General features: G+C 60.3%; 21 protein-coding genes. 13 read left to right on the top strand and 8 right to left on the bottom strand.

Features of this window, described 5'->3' with window-relative positions:
• Window positions 1–124 precede the first annotated feature (124 nt).
• The 3 genes from JFT86_RS13150 to JFT86_RS13160 form a co-directional block, all read right to left on the bottom strand.
• Complete coding sequence (locus JFT86_RS13150) at window positions 125–721, bottom strand: Fe-Mn family superoxide dismutase (RefSeq protein WP_042560704.1); 597 nt, start codon at window positions 719–721, stop codon at window positions 125–127.
• A 176-nt stretch (window positions 722–897) separates the two neighbouring features.
• The gene (locus JFT86_RS13155) at window positions 898–1,500 is read right to left on the bottom strand and encodes a LysE/ArgO family amino acid transporter (protein ID WP_201236999.1); all 603 of its coding nucleotides are present in this window, start codon (window positions 1,498–1,500) and stop codon (window positions 898–900) included.
• A 5-nt stretch (window positions 1,501–1,505) separates the two neighbouring features.
• A complete protein-coding gene (locus tag JFT86_RS13160; protein ID WP_201237000.1) occupies window positions 1,506–1,907 on the bottom strand; it encodes an ACT domain-containing protein in 402 nt (133 codons plus the stop codon).
• Window positions 1,908–2,004: 97 nt separating this feature from the next.
• Here JFT86_RS13160 and JFT86_RS13165 point away from each other — a divergent pair, with 97 nt between their 5' ends.
• The 4 genes from JFT86_RS13165 (at window position 2,005) to JFT86_RS13180 (ending at window position 6,103) form a co-directional block, all read left to right on the top strand.
• Window positions 2,005–2,904 (top strand): LysR family transcriptional regulator ArgP, encoded by a 900-nt coding sequence (locus JFT86_RS13165; RefSeq protein WP_201237001.1) that lies wholly within the window; start codon window positions 2,005–2,007, stop codon window positions 2,902–2,904.
• Window positions 2,905–3,001: 97 nt separating this feature from the next.
• Window positions 3,002–3,994: an NAD-dependent epimerase/dehydratase family protein gene (locus tag JFT86_RS13170; protein WP_201237002.1), complete on the top strand. Its 993-nt coding sequence runs from the start codon at window positions 3,002–3,004 to the stop codon at window positions 3,992–3,994.
• Between the two features lie 126 nt (window positions 3,995–4,120).
• Window positions 4,121–4,975 carry an ATPase gene (locus JFT86_RS13175; RefSeq protein ID WP_201237003.1) on the top strand — a complete coding sequence of 285 codons (855 nt, stop codon included), beginning with the start codon at window positions 4,121–4,123 and terminating at the stop codon, window positions 4,973–4,975.
• A gap of 279 nt (window positions 4,976–5,254) precedes the next feature.
• A complete protein-coding gene (locus JFT86_RS13180; RefSeq protein ID WP_201237004.1) occupies window positions 5,255–6,103 on the top strand; it encodes a cache domain-containing protein in 849 nt (282 codons plus the stop codon).
• A gap of 120 nt (window positions 6,104–6,223) precedes the next feature.
• Here JFT86_RS13180 and JFT86_RS13185 read toward each other — a convergent pair whose 3' ends face one another.
• Window positions 6,224–7,741 carry an MDR family MFS transporter gene (locus JFT86_RS13185; RefSeq protein ID WP_201237005.1) on the bottom strand — a complete coding sequence of 506 codons (1,518 nt, stop codon included), beginning with the start codon at window positions 7,739–7,741 and terminating at the stop codon, window positions 6,224–6,226.
• Between the two features lie 79 nt (window positions 7,742–7,820).
• Window positions 7,821–9,014, bottom strand: coding sequence for a 4-hydroxybenzoate 3-monooxygenase (gene pobA, locus JFT86_RS13190; protein WP_201237006.1), 1,194 nt, complete (start codon window positions 9,012–9,014; stop codon window positions 7,821–7,823).
• Between the two features lie 178 nt (window positions 9,015–9,192).
• Between pobA and JFT86_RS13195 the strand changes: the two genes are divergently transcribed.
• On the top strand, window positions 9,193–10,077 hold the full coding sequence (locus JFT86_RS13195; RefSeq protein WP_201237007.1) for a helix-turn-helix domain-containing protein: 885 nt from the start codon (window positions 9,193–9,195) through the stop codon (window positions 10,075–10,077).
• A gap of 131 nt (window positions 10,078–10,208) precedes the next feature.
• On the opposite strand, the gene JFT86_RS13200 is transcribed toward JFT86_RS13195, so the two are convergent.
• Window positions 10,209–10,385 (bottom strand): hypothetical protein, encoded by a 177-nt coding sequence (locus JFT86_RS13200; RefSeq protein WP_008085463.1) that lies wholly within the window; start codon window positions 10,383–10,385, stop codon window positions 10,209–10,211.
• A gap of 220 nt (window positions 10,386–10,605) precedes the next feature.
• Window positions 10,606–11,511, bottom strand: a complete 906-nt coding sequence (locus JFT86_RS13205; RefSeq protein ID WP_207197109.1) for a LysR family transcriptional regulator — start codon at window positions 11,509–11,511, stop codon at window positions 10,606–10,608.
• A 114-nt stretch (window positions 11,512–11,625) separates the two neighbouring features.
• Between JFT86_RS13205 and JFT86_RS13210 the strand changes: the two genes are divergently transcribed.
• Window positions 11,626–12,504 carry an MBL fold metallo-hydrolase gene (locus JFT86_RS13210; protein ID WP_201237008.1) on the top strand — a complete coding sequence of 293 codons (879 nt, stop codon included), beginning with the start codon at window positions 11,626–11,628 and terminating at the stop codon, window positions 12,502–12,504.
• Window positions 12,505–12,549: 45 nt separating this feature from the next.
• Complete coding sequence (locus tag JFT86_RS13215; RefSeq protein ID WP_201237009.1) at window positions 12,550–13,164, top strand: NAD(P)-dependent oxidoreductase; 615 nt, start codon at window positions 12,550–12,552, stop codon at window positions 13,162–13,164.
• 111 nt (window positions 13,165–13,275) lie between these two features.
• Here JFT86_RS13215 and JFT86_RS13220 read toward each other — a convergent pair whose 3' ends face one another.
• Window positions 13,276–14,157 carry a LysR substrate-binding domain-containing protein gene (locus JFT86_RS13220; RefSeq protein WP_201237010.1) on the bottom strand — a complete coding sequence of 294 codons (882 nt, stop codon included), beginning with the start codon at window positions 14,155–14,157 and terminating at the stop codon, window positions 13,276–13,278.
• Between the two features lie 228 nt (window positions 14,158–14,385).
• Between JFT86_RS13220 and JFT86_RS13225 the strand changes: the two genes are divergently transcribed.
• The 6 genes from JFT86_RS13225 (at window position 14,386) to JFT86_RS13250 (ending at window position 21,860) form a co-directional block, all read left to right on the top strand.
• Window positions 14,386–16,023 carry a 5-guanidino-2-oxopentanoate decarboxylase gene (locus JFT86_RS13225; RefSeq protein WP_201238596.1) on the top strand — a complete coding sequence of 546 codons (1,638 nt, stop codon included), beginning with the start codon at window positions 14,386–14,388 and terminating at the stop codon, window positions 16,021–16,023.
• Window positions 16,020–17,471 (top strand): aldehyde dehydrogenase family protein, encoded by a 1,452-nt coding sequence (locus tag JFT86_RS13230; RefSeq protein ID WP_201237011.1) that lies wholly within the window; start codon window positions 16,020–16,022, stop codon window positions 17,469–17,471. Before JFT86_RS13225 ends, JFT86_RS13230 begins: the two co-directional genes overlap by 4 nt.
• Window positions 17,472–17,689: 218 nt before the next feature.
• Complete coding sequence (locus JFT86_RS13235) at window positions 17,690–18,793, top strand: ABC transporter substrate-binding protein (RefSeq protein ID WP_201232544.1); 1,104 nt, start codon at window positions 17,690–17,692, stop codon at window positions 18,791–18,793.
• A gap of 244 nt (window positions 18,794–19,037) precedes the next feature.
• Entirely contained in the window at window positions 19,038–19,946 is a 909-nt protein-coding gene (locus JFT86_RS13240; protein ID WP_201232543.1) for an ABC transporter permease, read from the top strand.
• The gene (locus JFT86_RS13245; protein WP_201232542.1) at window positions 19,943–20,791 is read left to right on the top strand and encodes an ABC transporter permease; all 849 of its coding nucleotides are present in this window, start codon (window positions 19,943–19,945) and stop codon (window positions 20,789–20,791) included. Before JFT86_RS13240 ends, JFT86_RS13245 begins: the two co-directional genes overlap by 4 nt.
• Before the next feature lie 13 nt (window positions 20,792–20,804).
• Window positions 20,805–21,860, top strand: a complete 1,056-nt coding sequence (locus JFT86_RS13250) for an ABC transporter ATP-binding protein (RefSeq protein ID WP_201232541.1) — start codon at window positions 20,805–20,807, stop codon at window positions 21,858–21,860.
• Window positions 21,861–21,975: the final 115 nt, after the last annotated feature.

Below are 21,975 nucleotides of genomic sequence, written 5' to 3' on the forward strand. Positions count from 1 at the left end.
ATCTTGTTTTCCCGATCAACGTCAAAAGATCATTCGATCACGGCCCGAACCTGCGGCAGCTCCTGCATGAATCAAAGGCATAAAAAAACCCGGCATAAGCCGGGTTTCTTGTCTGGCGCGCAGCTTAAGCGGTGAAGGTTTTGCCTTCGAACTGCTCAGCGACGAACTTCCAGTTGACCAGGTTCCAGAACGCTTCGACATACTTTGGACGAACGTTGCGGTAGTCGATGTAGTAAGCGTGTTCCCAGACGTCGCAGGTCAGCAGCGGGGTGTCGCCGCTGGTCAGCGGGTTGCCGGCGCCGATGGTGCTGGCCAGAGCCAGGGAACCGTCAGCCTTTTTCACCAGCCAGCCCCAGCCGGAACCGAAGGTGCCGATCGAGGTTTTGCTGAACTCTTCCTTGAACTTGTCGAACGAACCGAACGCTGCGTTGATGGCTTCAGCCAGCGCGCCGGTTGGTTGACCGCCGGCGTTTGGCGCCAGGCAGTTCCAGTAGAAAGTGTGGTTCCAGACCTGAGCGGCGTTGTTGAAGATGCCGCCCGAGGAAGTCTTGACGATTTCTTCCAGGGTCTTGCCTTCGAACTCGGTGCCTGGCACCAGGTTGTTCAGGTTCACGACGTAGGTGTTGTGGTGCTTGTCGTGGTGAAATTCCAGGGTTTCCTTGGAAATGTGCGGCTGCAGGGCATCGTGTGCGTAAGGCAGCGGCGGCAATTCGAAAGCCATGATGATTCTCCTAATCAGGTCTGTTGCGGTGAGCGCAAGGCCGATCACGGGCGGCCAGAAATGCACCGGCGAGTTTTTACTCTTTGCGGCGCAGGGTTCCGATCATAGCACCGGGGTAGCGGCTTAACCACGCAACAACTGTGTGGGATAGAGGTTCCAGAGCTGTTTGGAATAAATCACGACGCCAATATTAATTGTCCCGCTACCGTGAACATCATCAACGCCACCACCAGATCGAGAATCCGCCAGGTGCTCGGCCGAGCCAGCCACGGTGCAAGCCATGCCGCGCCCAACGCCAGGGTGAAAAACCACAACAGCGAAGCACTCGCAGCGCCGACCACATAAGCGCCCGGCACCGATTGCTGTGCGCCGAGCGAGCCGATCAGCAAAACGGTATCCAGATAAACGTGCGGATTGAGCAACGTCACCGCCAGCGCACTGAGCATCACTGCGCGCAGCGAGCGCACGGTCTGGTTGTCGCCGTGATTCATGCTCTGTTTCGAGCAGGCCCGGCGCAGTGCCTGGCTGCCGTACCAGATCAGGAACGTCGCGCCGCCCCAGCGCGCAATCGCCAGCAACGTCGGGTTCTGCGCCAGTATCGTCGCCAGCCCGAACACTCCGGCGGCCACCAGCAACGCATCGCAGGCAACACAAAGCGCAGCGACTGGCAGGTGATGCTCACGCCGCAGGCTCTGCGCCAACACAAAGGCGTTCTGCGTGCCGATCGCCATGATCAACCCGAATGCCACCAGCAAGCCGTTCACGTAGCTTTGCCACATAAGATTCACTCCGCGTTGGCTGCCAGATCACGCAGCACTTGCATGGCGCGTTCGGCGTCGGCCTGACCGACGAATAAATGGTCGTGGTAGTAACCGGCGATCACGTTGCAACTGATCCCGGCCTTGCCCAGTGCGGTGGCGAACGCCGCCGTGAGACCGACGGCGTCCAGCGCCGAATGCACATTCAGGGTGATCCACGCAGCGACGTAGTCGAAATTGAAACCGGCCTGTTCGGCGTGGGAGCGTTGGATAATTACCGTCAGACCTTCCTGTTCGCGGAAGCTGCCGACAATCTCCAGATCATTGGGTAGCCGACCGTCGCGCAGGGTGCAGAACACGTATTCGCCGGCGTTGAGCTGCGGACTCATGCTGCGCAGCAAAGTGCTGAGTGAAGTTTCGCCAGCCATTTTGGGTAGTCCTTGATAAAGAGTGCTTTCTGGCTATTCTCCGTCTCGACGTTGTATAAGAAAAACCAATAGTGCTGATCGCTCATTAGGAAAACTGATGTTCGACTACAAATTGCTTTCCGCTCTGGCTGCGGTGGTCGAGCAGGCCGGATTCGAACGCGCCGCGCAGGTGCTGGGCCTGTCGCAATCGGCGATCTCGCAGCGGATCAAACTGCTGGAAGCGCGGGTCGGCCAACCCGTGCTGGTGCGCGGCACGCCACCGTCGCCGACTGAAATCGGCCGACGTCTGCTCAACCATGTGCAACAGGTGCGCCTGCTTGAGCGCGATCTGCAAACCCTCGTGCCAGCGCTGGACGAAGAAGGGCTGCCGGAACGCCTGCGCATCGCCCTGAACGCCGACAGCCTAGCGACCTGGTGGGCGGAAGCGGTGGGTGATTTCTGTGCCGAACAACATTTGTTGCTGGATCTGATCGTCGAGGATCAGACCGTCGGCCTCAAGCGCATGCGTGCTGGTGAAGTGGCGGCGTGTTTGTGTGCCAGCGAACGCCCGGTGGCGGGCGCCCGCAGCGTGTTGCTCGGCGCGATGCGTTATCGGGCGTTGGCCAGCCCGGCGTTCATCGAACGGCATTTTCCCGATGGTGTGCGTGCCGAACAGCTGCCGCGCACACCGGCGCTGGTGTTCGGCCCGGACGATTTCCTCCAGCATCGTTATCTCGCCTCGCTGGGCGTCGATGGCGGATTCGAGCACCATTTGTGCCCGTCCTCCGAGGGCTTCATCCGCCTGACCGAGGCCGGACTGGGCTGGGGCCTGGTGCCGGAACTGCAAGTGCGCGAGCAGTTGCAGCGCGGGGCGTTGCGCGAACTGTTGCCAGATAAACCGATCGACGTGCCGTTGTACTGGCATCATTGGCGCAATGGCGGTCAGTTGCTGGGCTTGTTGACCGAGCAACTGGTGCGCTCTTCAGCGCAATGGCTGGTGCCCTGGAAGCAGCCATAAGCGTCAAGCTGCAAGCGGCAAGTTCAGCGCTGCGCACTGTTTTAAACTTGTAGCTGAAAGCTTGATGCTTGAGGCTGCTTTTCTGTTGGAGTTTTGCATGAAAATTCTGGTCACCGGCGCAAGCGGCTTCATTGGCGGACGCTTTGCGCGTTTCGCCCTGGAGCAGGGCCTGGACGTGCGGGTCAACGGTCGCCGGGCCGAGAGCGTCGAACATCTGGTGCGCCGTGGCGCCGAGTTTGTCCCCGGCGATCTGACGGATCCGGAACTGGTGCGCGAACTCTGCGCCGACGTCGAAGCTGTGGTGCACTGCGCGGGCGCCGTGGGCTTGTGGGGTCGCTATCAAGACTTCCATCAGGGCAACGTGCAGGTGACCGAAAACGTTGTCGAAGCCTGTTTGAAACAACGGGTGCGGCGTCTTGTGCACTTGTCGTCGCCGTCGATCTACTTCGATGGCCGTGACCACTTCAACCTGACCGAAGAGCAAGTGCCCAAGCGCTTCAAGCATCACTATGCCGCGACCAAGTATCTGGCCGAACAGAAGGTCTTCGGCGCCCAGGAGTTCGGTCTGGAAACCATTGCCCTGCGCCCGCGCTTCGTCACCGGTGCCGGCGACATGAGCATCTTCCCGCGCCTGCTGAACATGCAGCGCAAGGGACGACTGGCGATCATTGGCAACGGCTTGAACAAGGTCGATTTCACCAGCGTGCACAACCTCAACGAAGCCATGCTCAGCAGTCTGCTGGCCGCCGGTTCCGCGCTCGGCAAGGCCTACAACATCAGCAACGGCGCGCCGGTGCCGTTGTGGGATGTGGTCAATTACGTGATGCGCAAAATGGAAGTCCCGCAGGTCACCAAGTACCGCTCCTACGGGCTGGCCTACAGCGTCGCGGCGCTCAACGAGGGCGCATGCAAACTCTGGCCGGGGCGTCCGGAGCCGACGCTGTCGCGCTTGGGCATGCAAGTGATGAAAAAAAATTTCACCCTCGACATCAGTCGCGCCCGGCATTATCTGGACTACGATCCGAAAGTCAGCCTGTGGACGGCCCTCGACGAGTTCTGCGGCTGGTGGAAGGCTCAGGACATTCGCTGAAACGCATTGCAACGATTCGGCCGGCCGGCAATGAACCGCACCGCAGGTTGAGGGTCAATCCCTGCGGCTGCGGCGGTTATACTTCGCAGCATTTAGCCATCACCGCGTTTCACAAAGGTTGCCTCAATGTCCATGCGTAATGATGCCCACGACGATTTCGATGATGTTCCGAGCCTGCGTGCCGACACCTTCGACGACGATGACATTCCGACCACCAGCCGCACCTCCGTGCACTCGCGCACGCCGCCTGTGGTCAAGGTCAAGGCCGCCAGTACCGGGCCGTTGTGGGCGTTGGTGGGTGCGCTGTTCTTTGCTTTCATCGGTCTGGCCTGGTGGAGCTTCCAGCAGATTTCGCTGATGGAACAACAACTGGTCGCGACTCAGGAAAGCTTCGCGCGCATCAGTGAGGAAGCGGCGGGGCGCCTGCAAGACATTTCCGGCAAGGTCGTGGCCAGCCAGAGCAACGTCACCAGCGACAGCGAAGCCTTGAAGCTGCAAATCAAACAGCTGGAAGGCAAGCTGCTTGACCAGAGCAAACAGCAGCAAGGTGTAGCCGGTCAGGCCAGCGATCTGGACAAGCGTCTTGCGCAGATGACCGCCCAGACCACCGAGCAGCAGAACGCCAATACCCAGTTGCAGGCTCAGGTCAAAGCGCTGAGCGCAGAACTGGCGACGGTGAAAAGCACGCCGGCCGATACCAGCAAGGTCGATGCGCAACTCAAGGGCTTCGATGCCCAGTTCAAGAGCCTCGGCGCGGATATTGCCGCATTGAAGAAACAGGGCAATCCGAGCGCGGCGATTGATCGTCTGGAACAGGAAATCGTCGTCCTCAAAAGCGAGCAGGACAACCGCCCGGCAGCGCCACAGGGTGGCGGCAACACTGCCGAATTCGACGCTTTCCGCGGTCAGATGACCCGCAACCTGAACACGCTTCAGGCGCAGATCCAGAACTTGCAACAGCAGATCAATGCCCGACCTTAACTGAACAGCATTTTTGTGGAGTGGGTAAATCCTGTGGTGAGGGGATTTATCCCCGATGGGTTGCGAAGCAGCCCTACAACCATTCAGATCGGTGTGTCAGGAAATATGTGTTGCTTGAATTGGGGCTGCTTCGCAGCCCATCGGGGATAAATCCCCTCACCACAGATAATCCCCTTTCACCACAGGGGACTGTGTCATTTCCAGAAACCTTCTGAATATCCATACATCACCCCAACCCGTCTACGCTCTTGAAACACCAACAAGAACGAGGGATGCGTCATGGGGTTTGTGCATAAATTCGCTTGGCTCTGTTTGCTGTTATTGGTCGGATTCGCTCAGGTCAACGCAGCGACCACGGAAAAGGATGACAGCAAGGCCGCCATCGCCTTGCTGGAAAAAGCGCTGGCCTACTACCACGACAACGGTGACAAGGCGCTCGCCGCGTTCAGCCGGCAGGGCGAGTTTGTCGACAAGGATCGCTACGTGTTCGTGGTCGACACCAAAGGCGTGATGCTCGCCAGCGGCGGGCCATCGTCAGCCTTGATTGGCCGTGACGTCAGCGAAGTGCTCCCGGCGGATTTGCAGAAAGCGTTCAAGGACGCCCTGAAAGTGCCGGAAGGCAACGGCATTCAACAAGCCGAATACCGCTGGCAGAACTGGTCCGACGGCAAGGTCGAACGCAAGCATGTGTTTTATCAGCGCATCGGCCAGCGGATTCTCGCCGTCGGGTATTACCTGCCACGGGCCTCGGCCGAGCAAGCCAAAGCGCTGCTCGACAAGGCTGCCACTGACCTGAGCAAAAACGAAAAGGCCACGCTGACGGCGATCAATTCGCTCAAGGGCGGCTACTTGCAGGATGACCTGTACGTGTTTGTGGTGGATCTCGACACCCAGCGTTACGTCGCTCATGGCACCAATCTGCGCCTGATCAACACCGATTTCAGCAAGATCAAGGACCCGGAAGGCAAACCGGTGGGCGAGCCGATTCTGGCGCTGATCGCCAAACAGGATGACGGCGAATATGAATACCGCTGGAAGAACCCGGTGACCGGCAAGGTCGAGGACAAGCACGCCTACCTGAAGAAGGTCGGGCATTTCCTTGTGGCGGTCGGTTACTACAGCCCGTGAAGATCAGCCCTTGTAGGAGTGAGCCTGCTCGCGATGAGGGTGTGTCAGTCGACGTCATTGTTGTATGACACGCCCTCATCGCGAGCAGGCTCACTCCTACAGCGTTTCGTAGTGCTTGTTTTATTTGGCGCCGTGCTCACGGCCGCGCAGCAGGTTGTTGGGCATTGCAATCGCCGCAGCCAGGCCCAGCAGCGATACCGCCGCACTGACCCACAGCAAATGCCGGAAGGTCACCAGCAACTCCGCGCGCAAGGCATTCTGTGCGTCGCCCGGCGCTGCGTTCAAACCGTCCAGCAAGACGTTCCCCGAATGCCCCTCGCTCATCAGCGAACCGCCGGCCAGATGCGCAAAACTGGAGTCCTGCAATAACGCCAGCAACAGCGCCGACATCAGCGCTACGCCCACCGCGCCGCCCAGTGAGCGGAACAGGTTAGTGGTGCTGGTGGCGACGCCGATGTCGCGTTGTTCCACCGAATTCTGCGTGCCGACCAGCGAGGTCGGGAACTGCATGCCGCCGGCAATCCCGCTGAGCAGCATGAATAACCCGCTGAGCAACGTTGCCTCCGGTGGGCTGAACGCCATGCCGAAAATCGAGATCGGCATCAGCATCGCGCCAGTCAGAATCTGCGGTTTGTAGCGCCCGGTAATCGACGTGCGCCGCCCGGCGAAATACGCGCCGATCGGCAGGCCCATCGCCAACGGCAGCAAGTGCAACGCCGCGCTGTCAGCCCCGGCGCCGGTGACGCTTTGGTAACGTAGCGGCATCAGCACGATCAGGGAGATCGCCTGGAAACTGCAGAAGAAAATCGTGCACCAGCACAGCAAGGCGTTGCGGTTGGCGAACAGGTGCATCGGCAGCAACGGCTCCCGTGCACGCCGCTCGTGCCAGACAAACACCGCCAGCACCACCACCGCACAGGCGAACAGCCCGAGCACTTCGCTGCTGCGCCACGAATGCCCTTGGCCGACCTGCGTGATGCCGAGTAACAGGGCGGTCAGGCCGATGATCATCAGCAGTGTGCCGAGATAATCGATGATCGGTTTGCGTTGTGGAATCGGCAGCCCGCGCAGGTTGCGCTGCGCTACCCAATAGGCGCCAAGACCCAGCGGCAAGTTGATGAAAAACACCCAGCGCCACGACAGGTATTCCGTCATGTAGCCGCCCAGCACTGGGCCGGCAACACTGGCCACCGCGTACATGCTGCTGAAGTAACCCTGATAACGTCCGCGTTCACGGGGCGGCACGATGTCGCCGATGATTGCCTGGCTGACCGAAATCATCCCGCCGGCACCGATGCCCTGAAGAATCCGCGCCAGCACCAGTTGCTCCATGCTCTGCGCCATGCCGCAGAACAGTGAGGCGAGGGTGAACAGGCCCATGCCGAACAGCATCAGTTTGCGCCGCCCGTACAAATCGCCGAGCTTGCCGTAGATCGGCACGGCCACGGTCATCGCCACCATATACCCGGAAATCACCCAGGCCAGCAGGCTGACGTCCTTGAACTGAGCGGAAATGGCCGGCATCGATACGGCGACGATGGTCTGGTCCAGCGCGCCAAGAAAGATCGCCATCATCAGCGCGACCAGCACGCTGCGAATGGCCGGTTTGGGCGTTTCGGGGTGATTGAGATTGGTCACGGGCAAAACCTGCGGGCAGTGTGAGTCCCGCAGATCGCCAGGCGAGCGGGGATGCTCGCCAGTGTAAGTCGGTAGCAGGCTATTCGATAGCCTCATAAGGAAGTCCGACGTAATTTTCTGCAATGGTTTTTCGGCCCGCTTCTGAACTGACAAAGTAGTCCAGTTCCGAGGCACTGATGCGTTGGCTGAAATCATCGTGGTCATCGAAGCGATGCAGCATCGAGGTCATCCACCAGGAAAACCGCTCGGCTTTCCACACCCGACGCAGGCAGATCTCAGAGTATTTCTCCAGCAGATCGGTACGACCGTCGCGGTAGACCTTCAGCAGAATGTTGAACAGCGTGCTCACGTCGCTCGCTGCCAGGTTCAAACCCTTGGCGCCGGTCGGCGGGACGATATGCGCCGCGTCGCCGACCAGAAACATCCGTCCGTACTGCATCGGCTCGACGACAAAACTGCGCAGCGGCGCGATGCTCTTTTCGATCGACGGGCCAGTCACCAGTTTCTCCGCCAGCGCGGCAGGCAGGCGGGTTTTCAGCTCATCCCAGAAACGCTGATCGCTCCAGTCATCGACGTTTTCTTCGGCCGGCACTTGCAGGTAATAACGGGTGCGGGTTGCCGAACGCATGCTGCACAGGGCGAAGCCGCGTTCGTGGCGGGCATAGACCAGTTCGTCGTGCACCGGTGGCGTGTCGGCCAGAATGCCCAGCCAGCCGAACGGATAAACCCGTTCGAAGACTTTCAGGCAATCCTCTGGAATCGACTGGCGGGCAACACCGTGGAAGCCGTCGCAACCGGCGATGTAATCGCAATCGACGCGCCAGGTTTCACCGTCCTTTTCGAAAGTGACAAAGGCTTCGTCGCTTTTCATGCCGTGGGGAACGACATGGCTCACCTCATAAAACGACAGTGCACCTGCCTCCCGACGAGCGGCCATGAGGTCACGGGTGACTTCGGTCTGGCCGTAGATCATCACGGTCTTGCCGCCGGTCAGTGCCTGCAGATCGATGTGCACCTGACGCCCCTCCAGCGCCAGATCGAAACCGCCATGGACCAGTCCTTCGGCGTCCATTCGTTGACTCACGCCAGCTTGGCGCAACAGCTCTACCATGCCCTGTTCAAGCACGCCGGCACGAATTCGACCGAGGACATAATCGGGTGTCTGACGTTCGAGGATGAGGGTGTCGATGCCAGCGTTGTGCAGCAACTGACCGAGGAGTAATCCGGACGGACCGGCGCCAATGATGACGACTTGGGTTTTCAGCGTTTTCATTGTTTTTATGGCTCGCAAGCTTCACGCGACCAAGGCCGGTGAATATTTTTTATGGATCGAGTGCTTGCATTTTTCCCTTGCGGGTCTGTCAATTGAAGGTGAAAACTGAGCCGATACCTGTACATTCTGCCAATCGGTGCGATTATCGCCCGCAAGACAAGAGGCCTGGATTGAAGTGATGAACAAGCCCGAGCTGCCTTCGATTCCGGTGTTCAAGCTCTACGGTGAAAGCCTGGACTGGCCGACCCCTGACTTGCTGCACTGTGAAACCATTTCCTCACGCAGTCGCGAACATCAATGGGAAATCAAACCCCACCGCCACGCTGATCTGTGCCAGTTACTCTTCGTTTTCAAAGGTCAGGCAGAGCTTGAGATCGAAGGCCAGCGCACACAACTTCACACCCCTGCGATTCAAGTCCTGCCACCGCTGTCGGTGCATGGCTTTCGTTTTTCCGAAGACGTCGAAGGGTTCGTCGTCACGCTGGCAACCCCGTTGATCAATCACTTGCAAGCGCAACTGGGCGATGCCGTGCATGCGCTGGCCCGGGCTGAAGGCTATCCGGCGGGCAAGGACGGTGATTACCTGAACAGCCTGTTTACGGCGTTGCAGGCCGAGTACAACGGCCATCAGCCAGCTCGTGAAATGCTCATGCATTCGCTGGTCAGCGTGATCATGGTCTGGGTCAGTCGTCAGGCAATCGTGCGCCATAACGCCAGCCAGCGACCACAGCGCCAACGCGAATACCTCAATGGATTTATTCAACTGGTCGAAGAGACTTATCGCCAGCATGTGAAGGTCGAGGACCTCGCGCATCGGCTGGGGATTTCGGTGTCACACCTCAACGGCACGTGCCGAGAATTGGCGGGGCAGCCAGCGTTGCAAATCATGCACGAGCGTCAGTTGCTGGAAGCCAAGCGCTTGCTGACGTACACCAGCATGACGATTTACGAGATGTCGGAGTTGTTGGGGTTTTCCGATCCGACTAACTTCACGCGCCTGTTTCGGCGCAGGGTGGGGATATCACCAAAGGCTTTTCGTGACCGTCTGAAGGCCGAGCAGTAAATCTGTAACCACCACAAATCCCTTGTAGGAGTGAGCCTGCTCGCGATAGCGCCGTCATGATCAATATTGCAGAAGACTGACACACCGCTATCGCGAGCAGGCTCACTCCTACAGGGTTCGCTTCAGCTACATCAGCGCAACGCGTTGAGCGTGGCGTTATGCGGAATGCAGCGCTCGAAGTTGCAACTCGCGTATTCGCGGGGCAGTTGGCGCAGTTGCTCGACTCGCCAGGCCGCCGTGCCGTAAAGCGCCAGCGTTGCGGCGCAGGTAATGAATATCGCGAAGTACCTTCTTGTTTTGATGTTCATGGTGTTCGACCTCTGAACGTATACCTGCCGGTATTACTTTCAGCATAGGTCAGCGGCGACGAGTTGCCAGCGAGTGTGCTTGAGCTTGTAACCGGCCATTCAGCACGCTGATAGCCCCCCTGTAGGAGTGAGCCTGCTCGCGATAGCGGAGTGTCAGGTACCCTCTATCCGACTGACACACCGCTATCGCGAGCAGGCTCACTCCTACAGGGGATCGGGTTTACAGATCAACGTCCCATTGCGGATGCTCTGGAAAGCGCTCTACCAGAAAATCCAGCATGCTGCGCAACGCCGCCGGCATGTGTTTGCGCGAGGCGTAGACCGCGTAGATGTTCATCTGCCGCGGTTGCGCTTGAGGCAGCAAGCGAATCAATTCTCCGGAATGAATATGCACCCCGGCCTGATACGTCGGCAGCATCGCCACCCCCGCGCCGGCCAACGTCGCACGCAGCAAGGTGCTGGCCTCGTTGGCGCTGATATTGCCCTGCACCGGCACCGAAACCGGTTCGCCGTCCTCCTCGAAATGCCACAGGCTTTTGCCGAAATACGAGTGAGTCAGGCAATTGTGCCGGCTCAGCTCTTCCACACGCTGCGGCGCCGGATGCTCTTGCAGATAGGCCGGGGCGGCACACACCACCGAACGGCAGACGGTCAGGCGCCGGGCGATCAGGTTCGGGTCCAGATCATTGCTGGTACGGATCGCCAGATCGATCCGCTCATCCACCAGATTCACCGTTCGATCGAGCATTTGCATGTCGATACTCACCCCCGGGTAGCGCTTGACGTAAGCCGCCATCGCATCGGCCAGTTGCGCCTGGCCGAATGAGGTGCTGACGCTGATCCGCAGGAGGCCACGCGGCGCATCGTGGGGTTCGCTGACGGCGGCCTGCATGTCGCTCGACAGTTCAATCATCTGCCGGCAACGCGGGAGGATTTCACTGCCGGCGGCAGTCAGGCTCAACTTGCGCGTGGTGCGGTGCATCAGACGCGCGCCGACCCAGTCCTCCAGCTCCGCCAGATAACGCGACACCACCGGGCGTGAGAGATCCAGATGATCGGCCGCTGCCGACTGGCTGCCCAGGTCCACCACCGTGACAAACACCCGCATTGCTTGGAGACGATCCATGATTTGCCCGCTTTCAGAAACAAACTATGTTCAAGCATCGCATTTTTTGTACTGAGTCAGGCAACTAAGCTCTGTCCCATCGCCAGACACGGCATTCGGATACCGGAGCAACAGATGATCGGTTTCACCACACTTAAACGCTTTCTACTCGCCACCGCTTCCCTCGGTTTCGCCGCCCATGCGGCCGCTGCCAACCTGACTCTTGATGTCTACAACCCAGGCACCCAGGCGATTTTTCCGGTGACTTCGGTGCTGGTCAGTGGCGAGACAGACGCGATCCTCGTCGATGCGCAATTCGGCAAATCCCAGGCCGAGCAAGTGGTGGAAAAGATCCGCGCCAGCGGCAAGCACCTGACCACCATTTACATCAGCCACGGTGATCCGGATTACTACTTCGGCCTCGACACCCTGACCAAGGCTTTCCCGGATGCCAAGGTGCTGGCCTCGCAACCGACGGTGGATCACATCAATAAAACCGTCGAAGGCAAACTGGCGTTCTGGGGCCCGAAAATGGGCGCTGACGTACCAGCGAAAACCATCGTGCCGGGTGTGCTCAAGGGCGACAGCCTGATGCTCGAAGGGCAGAAGTTGCAGGTGGTCGGCCTTGAAGGCAAACAGCCGGATCGCAGCTTCGTGTGGATTCCATCGCTGAAAGCCGTGGTCGGTGGCGTGGTTGTCGCCGAGAACATTCATGTGTGGATGGCCGATACCCAGACCGCGCAATCCCACGCCGACTGGCTGGAAACCCTGCACTCGATCGAAACCCTCAAGCCGAAAACCGTGGTGCCGGGGCATTACCTGGGTGACAGCAGCCGCTCGCTGGCCAGCGTGAAATTCACCGCCGACTACATTAAGGCTTTCGATCAGGAAACGGCCAAGGCCAAAGACTCCGCTGCGCTGATCGCGGCAATGAAAAAGCGCTACCCGAAACTGGGCGAGGAAAGCTCGCTGGAGCTGAGCGCGAAAGTCGCCAAGGGCGAAATGCAGTGGTAATCCGAATCTGAAAACGCAGCACTCTCAAGCCAACTGGAGAATGTCATGAGCAAGATCGCAATCATTGGTGCCACCGGCCGTGCCGGTAGCCAACTGCTGGAAGAAGCCCTGCGTCGTGGCCACAGCGTTTCCGCTATCGCCCGCGATACTTCGAAAATCGGCAACCGTGCCGGAGTGGTCAGCAAGAATGTCGATGTGCTGGATGCAGCAGCATTGCAAGATGCCGTTGCCGGTCACGATGTGGTGATCAGCGCCGCGCATTTCGCCACGGTGCCGGCGAGCGCTATCGTTGGCCCGCTCAAACAGGCAGGTGTGCCGCGTCTGTTGGTGGTCGGCGGTGCCGGTTCATTGTTGTTGCCGGACGACACGCGAGTGATCGACAGCGCGGGTTTCCCGGCTGAGTACAAAACCGAAGCCAGCGCCGGGGCAGCATTTCTTGATGCGTTGCGTCAGGAAAAGACTTTGGACTGGACCTTCCTGTCGCCCTCGGCGGAGTTTGTCGAAGGTGAGCGCAGCGGCGAGTTCCGCGTTGGCCAGGATCATTTGCTGGTGAGTGCTGAAGGACGCAGCTGGATCACCTTTGCCGATTATGCGATTGCGCTGATCGACGAAGTGGAAACGCCGAAGCATTCACGCCAACGCTTCACGGTCGGCTATTGATGCTCCGCGCTTTTTAACTGTAGCAGTGAGCCTGCTCGCGATAGCGGTGTGTCAGTCGAAGTAAATGTCACTGACTCACCGCTATCGCGAGCAGGCTCACTCCTACATTTTTCAGCGCAAATGCGCCTGCTCGACCAGCCAGATCATCAATTCCTCCAGCTGCGGCGACGGTTCCGTGGCGTGCGGCACCACCACGTAATACGCCAGCCCCGTCTTCACCTTCAATTCAAACGGCATCACCAGTCGCCCGGCACGCAAGTCATCGCCGATCAACGACCAGTCGCCGATCGCTACGCCTGTCCCATGGGACGCCATCGACATTGCCTGATCCAGCGTCTCGAAATGCTGACCCATGTTCACATTGCTCAACTGCAACTCGGCAGCCGTCAGCCACACCTTCCAGTCCTGGGTGTCGCGGGTCGGGTGCAGCAACAGGTGTTGTTGCAGATCGGCCGGTTCGGACAGTGCCGGCGGGCCTTTGAGCAATGCCGGTGAACAGACCGGTGTCAGTTGCTCGTCGAACAGGTGCAGTGCGGTGGAAGAGTTGTCCGGCGCTGTTCCATAAATCACTGCGGCATCGAATTGCTCGCGCTGAAAGTCGACGCCATGGGCGAGGGTGGTGGTCAGTTTGACCGGCACGTCCGGCCGTTCTTTTTGCCACTGCAACAGGCGCGGCACCAGCCAGCGCATCACGCAGCTCGGCGCCTTCAGTTGCAGGGTTTCACGCTTGAGGCCGATCTGCTCGGTGGCTTCGCTGATCAGGCCGAACACCTTCTCCACGCGCGGCAACCATTCGTGCCCCTCGGCCGTCAGCTCCAGACCTCGGGCCAGACGAATGAACAACTCATACCCCAGATGATCTTCCAGCCCGGCGATCTGCCGGCTCACCGCGCCTTGGGTGATGTGCAACTGCTCGGCGGCCCGGGTGAAGTTGCAGCACTGCGCGGTGATCAGAAACGTGTGCAGGGCGGGCAGGGGAGGCAGTCGTTTCATGTGGATCCAAGGTATGACGTGAGGACATGGCTAGTATGACTTTTAATCGATTGTTGCGGCTACCTGCCCACCGTTCAATGAGCCCATTGAAGGGCTCTTTGTAGGAGTGAGCCTGCTCGCGATAGCGGTGTGTCAGTCACCGTTATGTTGAATGCGAAGACGCCATCGCGAGCAGGCTCACTCCTACACAAAGGCCTTGTGTCTCAAATGAACAAGAAGGGCAATGACATGGCGACGTGTGGCGAAGTACTGGTCAAGTTACTCGAAGATTACGGGGTCGAGCAGGTGTTCGGCATTCCCGGCGTGCACACCGTGGAGCTGTATCGCGGGCTGGCCCGTTCGAGCATCAACCACGTCACCCCACGGCATGAGCAGGGCGCCGGTTTCATGGCTGACGGCTATGCGCGCACCAGCGGTAAACCGGGCGTGTGCTTCATCATCACCGGGCCGGGCATGACCAACATCACCACAGCGATGGGTCAGGCCTATGCCGACTCGATCCCGATGCTGGTGATCTCCAGTGTGCAGACCCGCAATCAGTTGGGCGGCGGTCGCGGCAAACTCCACGAATTGCCGAACCAGAGCGCATTGGTCGGCGGCGTCGCCGCGTTCTCCCACACGCTGATGTCGGCGTCGGAATTGCCCGGTGTATTGGCGCGTGCCTTCGCACTGTTCCAGGCCGGGCGTCCGCGTCCGGTGCACATCGAGATTCCGCTGGACGTGTTGGTGGAAGAGGCCGATGACTTGCTCGCCAGCGTGCCGGTCAACATTGATCGCGCCGGTGCTGCACCTGCTGCCGTCAGCCGCATGAGTGAGTTGCTGGCCGGCGCCCAGCGTCCGCTGATCCTTGCCGGTGGCGGGGCCATCGATGCTGCCGCCGAGCTTACCGAACTGGCCGAATTGCTCGACGCTCCGGTGGCACTGACGATCAACGCCAAAGGCATGCTGCCGTCCAGCCACCCGTTGCTGATCGGTTCGACGCAAAGTCTGGTCGCCACTCGCGCACTGGTCGCCGACGCCGACGTGGTGCTGGCAATCGGCACTGAACTGGCCGAGACCGACTACGACATCACCTTCGCCGGCGGTTTCGAAATCCCCGGCAAGCTGCTGCGCATCGACATTGATGCCGACCAGACCGTGCGCAACTATCCGCCTCATGTCGCGCTGGTTGCCGACTCGCGCAACGCCGCACAAGCGCTGCTCAACGCGCTGTCGCACAAGACGCTGGCCGAACGTCGCAACGATTGGGGCCAGGTGCGTGCCGCGCGTCTGCGTGATGATCTGGCCGCGAGCTGGGATGCGCCGACCCTGGCCCAGACCCGCTTCCTCGAAACCGTGCTGCACGAATTGCCGAATGCGGTGTTCGTCGGCGACTCCACGCAACCGGTGTACACCGGCAACCTCACCTTCAACCCGGAGCGCCCGCGCCGCTGGTTCAACTCGTCCACCGGTTACGGCACCCTCGGCTACGCCTTGCCGGCGGCCATCGGCGCGTGGCTCGGTGGCAGCGTCGAGGGCGGCGCTCGTCCGCCAGTGGTGTGCCTGATTGGCGACGGCGGTTTGCAATTCACCCTGCCGGAGCTGGCCAGCGCCGTTGAAGCGCGCACCCCGGTGATCGTCCTGCTGTGGAATAACCAGGGCTACGAAGAGATCAAAAAGTACATGGTCAACCGCGCCATCGAGCCGGTCGGCGTCGACATCTACACCCCGGATTTCATCGGTGTGGCCAAGGCGCTGGGCTGCGCTGCCGAAGCGATCAGCTCGGTGGAGCAACTGCGTGGCGCGCTGCGTGCGGCGACGGATCGTCAAGGCCCGACGGTGATTGAAATCGACCAGAACCAGTGGATGCAGGCGGTGAGCAAATGATCAACTTCCCAACCACCCTCGACGGCCTCTACATCAATGGCCAATGGTCTGCCGGCCGTGAACATTTGCGGGTGATCAACCCGGCCACCGAAGCGCTGCTGACCACGGTCAATGGCGGTGATGAACTGGCCGTCGATCACGCGGTGACCGTCGCCGTCGAAGCGTTCAAGACCTGGTCACAGACCACCGGCGCCGAACGCGCTGTGATCCTGCGCAACATCGCCAACGGCGTGCGTAACGGTCGTGATCACCTGATGAAATTGCAGTCGAGCAACAACGGCAAACCGCAGTTCGAAGCGGCCATCGATATAGATGACGTGATCGCCACCTTCGAGTACTACGCCGGGTTGGCCGACGGTCTCGACGCGCAGCTCGACAGCAACGTGCCGCTGCCCAGCGACGATTTCAGTGCACGTCTGCGTCGCGAGCCGTGCGGTGTGGTCGGGCTGATCGTGCCGTGGAATTTCCCGATGGTCACCACCGCATGGAAGCTCGCGCCGGCCCTGGCCGCTGGTTGCTGCGTGGTGCTCAAACCGTCGGAAGTCACGCCGCTGCCGGAGCTGGAACTGGCGGCGATCATTGCCGAAGCCGGCCTGCCGAAAGGTGTGTTCAACGTGGTTTGCGGCACGGGTCTGGCGGTGGGCGCGCCGCTGTCGGCCGATCCGCGTATCGCCAAAATCTCTTTCACTGGCAGCAATGCGGTTGGCGTTCAGGTGATGCAACGCGCGGCGGAAACCGTGAAGGGCGTGAGCCTCGAACTGGGTGGCAAATCGTCGTTGCTGGTGCTGGAAGATGCCGACCTGGAGCTGGCCGTGGAGCTGGCCTGTGGCGGCGGTTTCTTCAACGCCGGGCAAATGTGCTCGGCCACCAGCCGCGTGCTGGTCGCCGAAGCGCTGGAAGAAGAATTCCTCAAGCGTCTGCAAAAACGTGCCCAGGCGATTCGGGTGGCTGACCCGTTCGAGCCGGATGTGGAAATGGGCGCACTGGTCAACCAGGCGCAATACCAGCGTGTGCTCGGCCATATCGACCGTGGTTTGAGTGCCGGGGCGAAGCTGCTGTGTGGCGGTAATCGTCCGGCAGATTTGCCACGCGGATATTTTTTGCAGCCCACGGTATTCACTGACGTGCCCCTCGACAGTGCGTTGTGGTGCGAAGAGATTTTCGGCCCGGTGCTGTGCGTGCGCAGTTTCGCCTCTGAGGCCGAGGCCATCGCGCTGGCCAACGACAGCCAGTTCGGTCTGGTCGCCAGTGTGGTGACGCGTAACGCCGAGACCGCCGATCGTGTCGCCAACGCCCTGCAGGCGGGGCTGGTGTGGCTCAACGCGCCGCAGGTGATCTTCCCGCAAACGGCGTGGGGCGGTTACAAGCAGAGCAGCATCGGCCGCGAGTTGGGGCCGTGGGGCCTGGCCGCGTTTCAGGAAATCAAACACGTGATCCGGGCGCTCTGAAACGCCCGAAAAAGGTCAGCGCATGCCTCGCAACGAGGCATGCGTCGGCGTCATGGCTTCAATGAGTTTTTATCGATAGTCAGGTGTTTTGCACGACCTCAGGATGAACCTGTCGGCAGCGCTAAAGCCCTTGTAATACGGGTCTTGGCGCGGATCCGGCCGCGCGGATGCAACGGTTGCGACCAACCTCATACTTAAAAAAACAAAGGGAGTCCGTCATGGGCGAGCACGATCTGAACAGGCGTCAATTCATTAAAACCGTTGGCGTCGCCTCGGTGGCGGCGGCCGCTATGAGCATGCCCTTCATCCGGGCGAGTGCCAGCGACACGCGTTTCGCCGGCAAGACCCTGCGTTTGCTGACCTGGTCGGATGACACCGGTCTCGCCGCACTGCGCAACATTGCCGCAACCTTCGAAGCCAAGACCGGCGCCAAGGTCATCGCCGACCGTACCGGCAGTACCTCGGAAATGGTCGCCAAACTCAAGGCCGGCGGTGACCGTCCGCAGTACGACATCATCACCCTGGCGGGCGTTGGCGCCGAAGGTCTGGCCGCCGCCGGGCTGCTGGAAAAACCTGATCTGAACCGCATTCCCAACCTGGTCGACGTGTCGGAAAAATATCGCACGGGGGCCAACGGTCACGGTATCGGCTATCTGTTGTGGTGCAACAGTCTGGTCTACAGCACTCGCACCCAGAAGGAAGCGCCGGACAGTTACGCCGCGCTGTGGGACGCCGAACTGGCGCCGAATATTTTCCTGCCGCCGCCAAACTGGACCGAGGCGATGGACCTGATCATCATCGCCGCGAAACTCGCTGGCGGTGACGAACACAACATCGAGCCGGGCTTCAAGAAACTCGCTGAACTCAAGGACCGCGTGGTGACACTGGGCGAGAACCCCAACCAGATTGCCGAGCTGTTCCGCACCGGTTCGCTGGACATGGGCGGGCTGTACGCCCCGGCGTTTTTCCCGAAACAGATCCGCGATCCGAACTACGGCCTCGGCGCCACGTTCGGCATGAAGGAAGGTTTCTACACCGACCTGATGCTCTCGGTGATGCCGAAAAATCGTCCGGGCGACACTGATCTGGCCTACGCCTTCATCGACCACTCTCTGGACCCGCTGGTGCAGGGCAAGATGGCCGAAGACATCTTCAACGGCCCGGTCAACGCCAAGGCGATCATCTCCGCCGAAGCACGCAAGAGCCCGTTCATCCTTACGCCGGAGCAGATCGCGGAGAAGGCGATCATGCACGACAACGCCTTCCTGGCCACCGTGCATGACCAATGGATTCGTCGCTATACGGAAATCTTTTCTTCCTGACGCCGTCCTTCCAAACACCACAGACCCCTTGTGGGAGCGAGCCCTGTGGCGAGGGGATTTATCCCCGATGGGTAGCGCAGCTGCCCCAAGATCAGCCAATACGGTGCATCAAATGTTCCGCATACGGTGGTTTTGCGACTGCTTCGCAGCCGGTCGGGGATAAATCCCCTCACCACAAAAGCTCGCTCCCACAGGGAATTGGTGGTGCTTGCGAGATTTGCTTTCCATTGACGAGATCATTGCTATGGAACATCAATCCCTGACCCAACCGGTCGGCGCCGCTGACGTGCGCCCGGCGCGCGGTGTTTCGCCGACTGCCCGGGCGTGGTTATTCCTCACGCCGTCGATGCTGTTTCTCGGTGTGCTGATTGCCGCCAGCCTGTTGGTGTTGCGCATGAGCGTCGGCACCAAAGGCGCGGAGTGGACGGGTTTCAGCCTGGCCAGTTACGCGCAATTGCTCGAACCCTATTACCTCAAATCCTTGTTGCTGACCTTGCGGCTGGCGCTGATCAGCGCGGTGATCGCCGTGGTGCTGGCGATCCCGGTGGCGTACACCATGTCGCGTTTGACCTCGCCATTCCTGCGGCGGATTTTTCTTGCCGCGGTGTTGTTGCCGTTGCTGGTCAACCTGTTGCTGCAAAGCTACGGCTGGCTGGTGATTCTCGGCCCCGCCGGCATGCTCAATCAGGCGCTGATGGGGCTGGGCCTGATCAAGCGGCCGATCATGCTTTTGTACAACCAGAACGGCGTGTTGATGGGCCTGGTGCAGACCGCGTTCCCGCTGGCTGTGCTGCCGATCGCCAGCGCCATGCGCGGCGTTGCACGGTCTTACGAAGAGGCCGCCGCGACCCTCGGCGCCAGTCGTTTTCAAGTGTTCCGTCAGGTGGTTTTGCCGATGAGTCTGCCGGGGATCATCACCGGCGCGACGTTGGTCTTCGCCTACAACGCCAGCAGTTTTGTCGTGCCGTTGCTGCTCGGTGGTCGGCGCGTGCCGATGCTCGCGGTGATGGTGCATGACCAGATCGCCCCGCTGATGAACTGGCCCGCCGCGTCGGCGGCCGGGGTGGTGCTGATCATCACCACGCTCGCCATCATGACCTTGTCCGAATACATCACCGGCCGCCGTCGCCGTTTGCTGGAGGCTTCGCAATGAGTGCCCTGACCAAGAAGCGCATGGCGCTGCTGCCGGGCGATACCGGCAAGTTCGCCGGGATCCTTTCCGGGCTCATTTTGCTGCTGGCGGTGTTGCCGATCCTGACCATGATCGTCATGTCATTCAGCGGCGCGTCGAACCTTGACTTCCCGCCGAGCAGCTACAGCCTGCAGTGGTACAAAGCGGCGTGGCACACCTTCGTGTCGCCGGATGCCAGTGATGTGTTGAGCCTCGGTCAGGCGATGACCACCAGTTTGCTGGTGTCGTGCCTGACCATGATCTTCGCCACGCTGATTGCGGTGCCGGCGGCCTACGCGCTGACCCGCTGCGAGTTCCGAGGCAAAGCCGTGGCGCTGCAACTGATGTCGCTGCCGCTGGTATTTCCGATGGTGGTGTTGGGCCTGGCGTTGCTGCTGGTGTTCGACAGCCTGCCGTTCCACATCACCACCTCGCGGCTGGTGATTGCCCACGTGATTCTGGCGCTGCCGTTCGTGGTGAAAAACTGCACCGCCGCGATGCTGTCCATCGGCAGCGAAGTCGAAGAGGCCGCACGGATGCTCGGCGCCTCACCGTTGCGGGCGATTGTCGATGTGGTGGTGCCGTTGATGAAGTCGGGGATTCTGGCGGGCATGCTGCTGGCGTTCATCGTTTCGTTCAACGAATTCACCGTGACCTATTTCCTCTACACCATCGATGTCATGACCGTGCCGATCTGGATGTACAGCCGCACCGTGTCATCGCTCGACCCTACCGTGTTCTCGTTTGCCGTGCTGATCGTGCTGATCGACTTCGTCCTGATCTGGGCGCTGGAGAAGCTGGTGGGCGAGGGCGGCGTTTCCTTTTGATTTGAGGTGCAACATGACTGGTCTGATTCTGGAAAACGTCGAGAAATTCTACGGCTCGGCTTGCGCGGTACAAGACGTCAACCTGCATTTGCCGGAGGGCAAACTGGTGTGTTTTCTCGGCCCTTCGGGCTGCGGCAAAACTACCTTGTTGCGGATGATCGCCGGGCTGGAAACCCTCAGCGGCGGCGAGATTCGCCTGGACGGCGAAGACATCGGCCATACTCCGGCGCACCTGCGCAACTTCGGCATGGTGTTCCAGTCACTGGCACTGTTCCCGCACATGACCGTCGGCGAGAACATCGCCTACCCGCTGAAACTGCGCGGTGTCAGCAAGGCTGATCAGCAAAAACGCGTGGTTGAGTTGCTGGAGTTGATCCAGTTGCAGGCGATGATCGACCGACCGGTGGCCAAGCTCTCCGGCGGTCAACGCCAACGCGTGGCGATTGCCCGGGCGATTGCTTCGCACCCGAAAATCCTCTTGCTCGACGAACCGCTGTCGGCGCTCGACGCCAAATTGCGCGAGTCGATGCAGGTGGAAATTCGCCAACTGCAACAACGCCTGAACATCACCACAATTATGGTCACCCACGATCAGCGTGAGGCCATGACCATGGCGGACATCGTTGTGGTGCTGGGCGAGCACAAGGTGCAGCAGGTGGGTACGCCGATTGAAATCTATCGGCACCCGGCCAACGAATTCGTCGCCGACTTCATCGGTTCAGGCAACATTTTCCCTGCCACTGCGCTGGGCGACGGCAAGGTCAGCCTGCCGGGTGGCGATGCGCTGCAAGTGCCAATTTGCAGCAGCATTGTGGTGGGGCAGAAAGTGAAAATGCTGATCCGTCCGGAAGACCTGCAACTGTCCGCGCCGCAGGCTACGGCGGGCAATCGTCTGCTGGGCAAAGTGACGTTCGTGCGTGATATCGGCGCGACCATCGAGACCACGGTGGAGTGTTCCGGGGTGACGTTCACGGCGTTGAGTACGCCGTGTCAGGGGATCGGATTGGCGATCGGGCATCCGGTGTCGGTGACGTTGCCGAGTGAGGCGTGTCGGGTGTTGGGGGCTTGAGATCCGGATTTGATGTCGGCCCTGCCGACGCCATCGCGAGCAGGCGAAGGCCTACAGTTGGAATGCGTTCCCCTGTAGGAGTGAGCCTGCTCGCGATAGGTCAGTAAGCCTCACT

The organism is Pseudomonas sp. TH06, from assembly GCF_016651305.1.
GTDB lineage: Bacteria > Pseudomonadota > Gammaproteobacteria > Pseudomonadales > Pseudomonadaceae > Aquipseudomonas.

Excerpts from the sequence above, each read along its gene's own strand:
- JFT86_RS13225 (WP_201238596.1), top strand. The coding sequence starts at position 14,386 with ATGGCGACGTGTGGCGAAGTACTGGTCAAGTTACTCGAAGATTACGGG.
- JFT86_RS13235 (WP_201232544.1), top strand. The coding sequence starts at position 17,690 with ATGGGCGAGCACGATCTGAACAGGCGTCAATTCATTAAAACCGTTGGC.
- JFT86_RS13170 (WP_201237002.1), top strand. The coding sequence starts at position 3,002 with ATGAAAATTCTGGTCACCGGCGCAAGCGGCTTCATTGGCGGACGCTTT.
- JFT86_RS13230 (WP_201237011.1), top strand. The coding sequence starts at position 16,020 with ATGATCAACTTCCCAACCACCCTCGACGGCCTCTACATCAATGGCCAA.
- JFT86_RS13165 (WP_201237001.1), top strand. The coding sequence starts at position 2,005 with ATGTTCGACTACAAATTGCTTTCCGCTCTGGCTGCGGTGGTCGAGCAG.
- JFT86_RS13240 (WP_201232543.1), top strand. The coding sequence starts at position 19,038 with ATGGAACATCAATCCCTGACCCAACCGGTCGGCGCCGCTGACGTGCGC.
- JFT86_RS13150 (WP_042560704.1), bottom strand. The coding sequence starts at position 721 with ATGGCTTTCGAATTGCCGCCGCTGCCTTACGCACACGATGCCCTGCAG.
- JFT86_RS13215 (WP_201237009.1), top strand. The coding sequence starts at position 12,550 with ATGAGCAAGATCGCAATCATTGGTGCCACCGGCCGTGCCGGTAGCCAA.
- JFT86_RS13200 (WP_008085463.1), bottom strand. The coding sequence starts at position 10,385 with ATGAACATCAAAACAAGAAGGTACTTCGCGATATTCATTACCTGCGCC.
- JFT86_RS13220 (WP_201237010.1), bottom strand. The coding sequence starts at position 14,157 with ATGAAACGACTGCCTCCCCTGCCCGCCCTGCACACGTTTCTGATCACC.
- JFT86_RS13245 (WP_201232542.1), top strand. The coding sequence starts at position 19,943 with ATGAGTGCCCTGACCAAGAAGCGCATGGCGCTGCTGCCGGGCGATACC.
- JFT86_RS13195 (WP_201237007.1), top strand. The coding sequence starts at position 9,193 with ATGAACAAGCCCGAGCTGCCTTCGATTCCGGTGTTCAAGCTCTACGGT.
- pobA (WP_201237006.1), bottom strand. The coding sequence starts at position 9,014 with ATGAAAACGCTGAAAACCCAAGTCGTCATCATTGGCGCCGGTCCGTCC.
- JFT86_RS13250 (WP_201232541.1), top strand. The coding sequence starts at position 20,805 with ATGACTGGTCTGATTCTGGAAAACGTCGAGAAATTCTACGGCTCGGCT.
- JFT86_RS13160 (WP_201237000.1), bottom strand. The coding sequence starts at position 1,907 with ATGGCTGGCGAAACTTCACTCAGCACTTTGCTGCGCAGCATGAGTCCG.
- JFT86_RS13180 (WP_201237004.1), top strand. The coding sequence starts at position 5,255 with ATGGGGTTTGTGCATAAATTCGCTTGGCTCTGTTTGCTGTTATTGGTC.
- JFT86_RS13155 (WP_201236999.1), bottom strand. The coding sequence starts at position 1,500 with ATGTGGCAAAGCTACGTGAACGGCTTGCTGGTGGCATTCGGGTTGATC.
- JFT86_RS13210 (WP_201237008.1), top strand. The coding sequence starts at position 11,626 with ATGATCGGTTTCACCACACTTAAACGCTTTCTACTCGCCACCGCTTCC.
- JFT86_RS13175 (WP_201237003.1), top strand. The coding sequence starts at position 4,121 with ATGTCCATGCGTAATGATGCCCACGACGATTTCGATGATGTTCCGAGC.
- JFT86_RS13205 (WP_207197109.1), bottom strand. The coding sequence starts at position 11,511 with ATGGATCGTCTCCAAGCAATGCGGGTGTTTGTCACGGTGGTGGACCTG.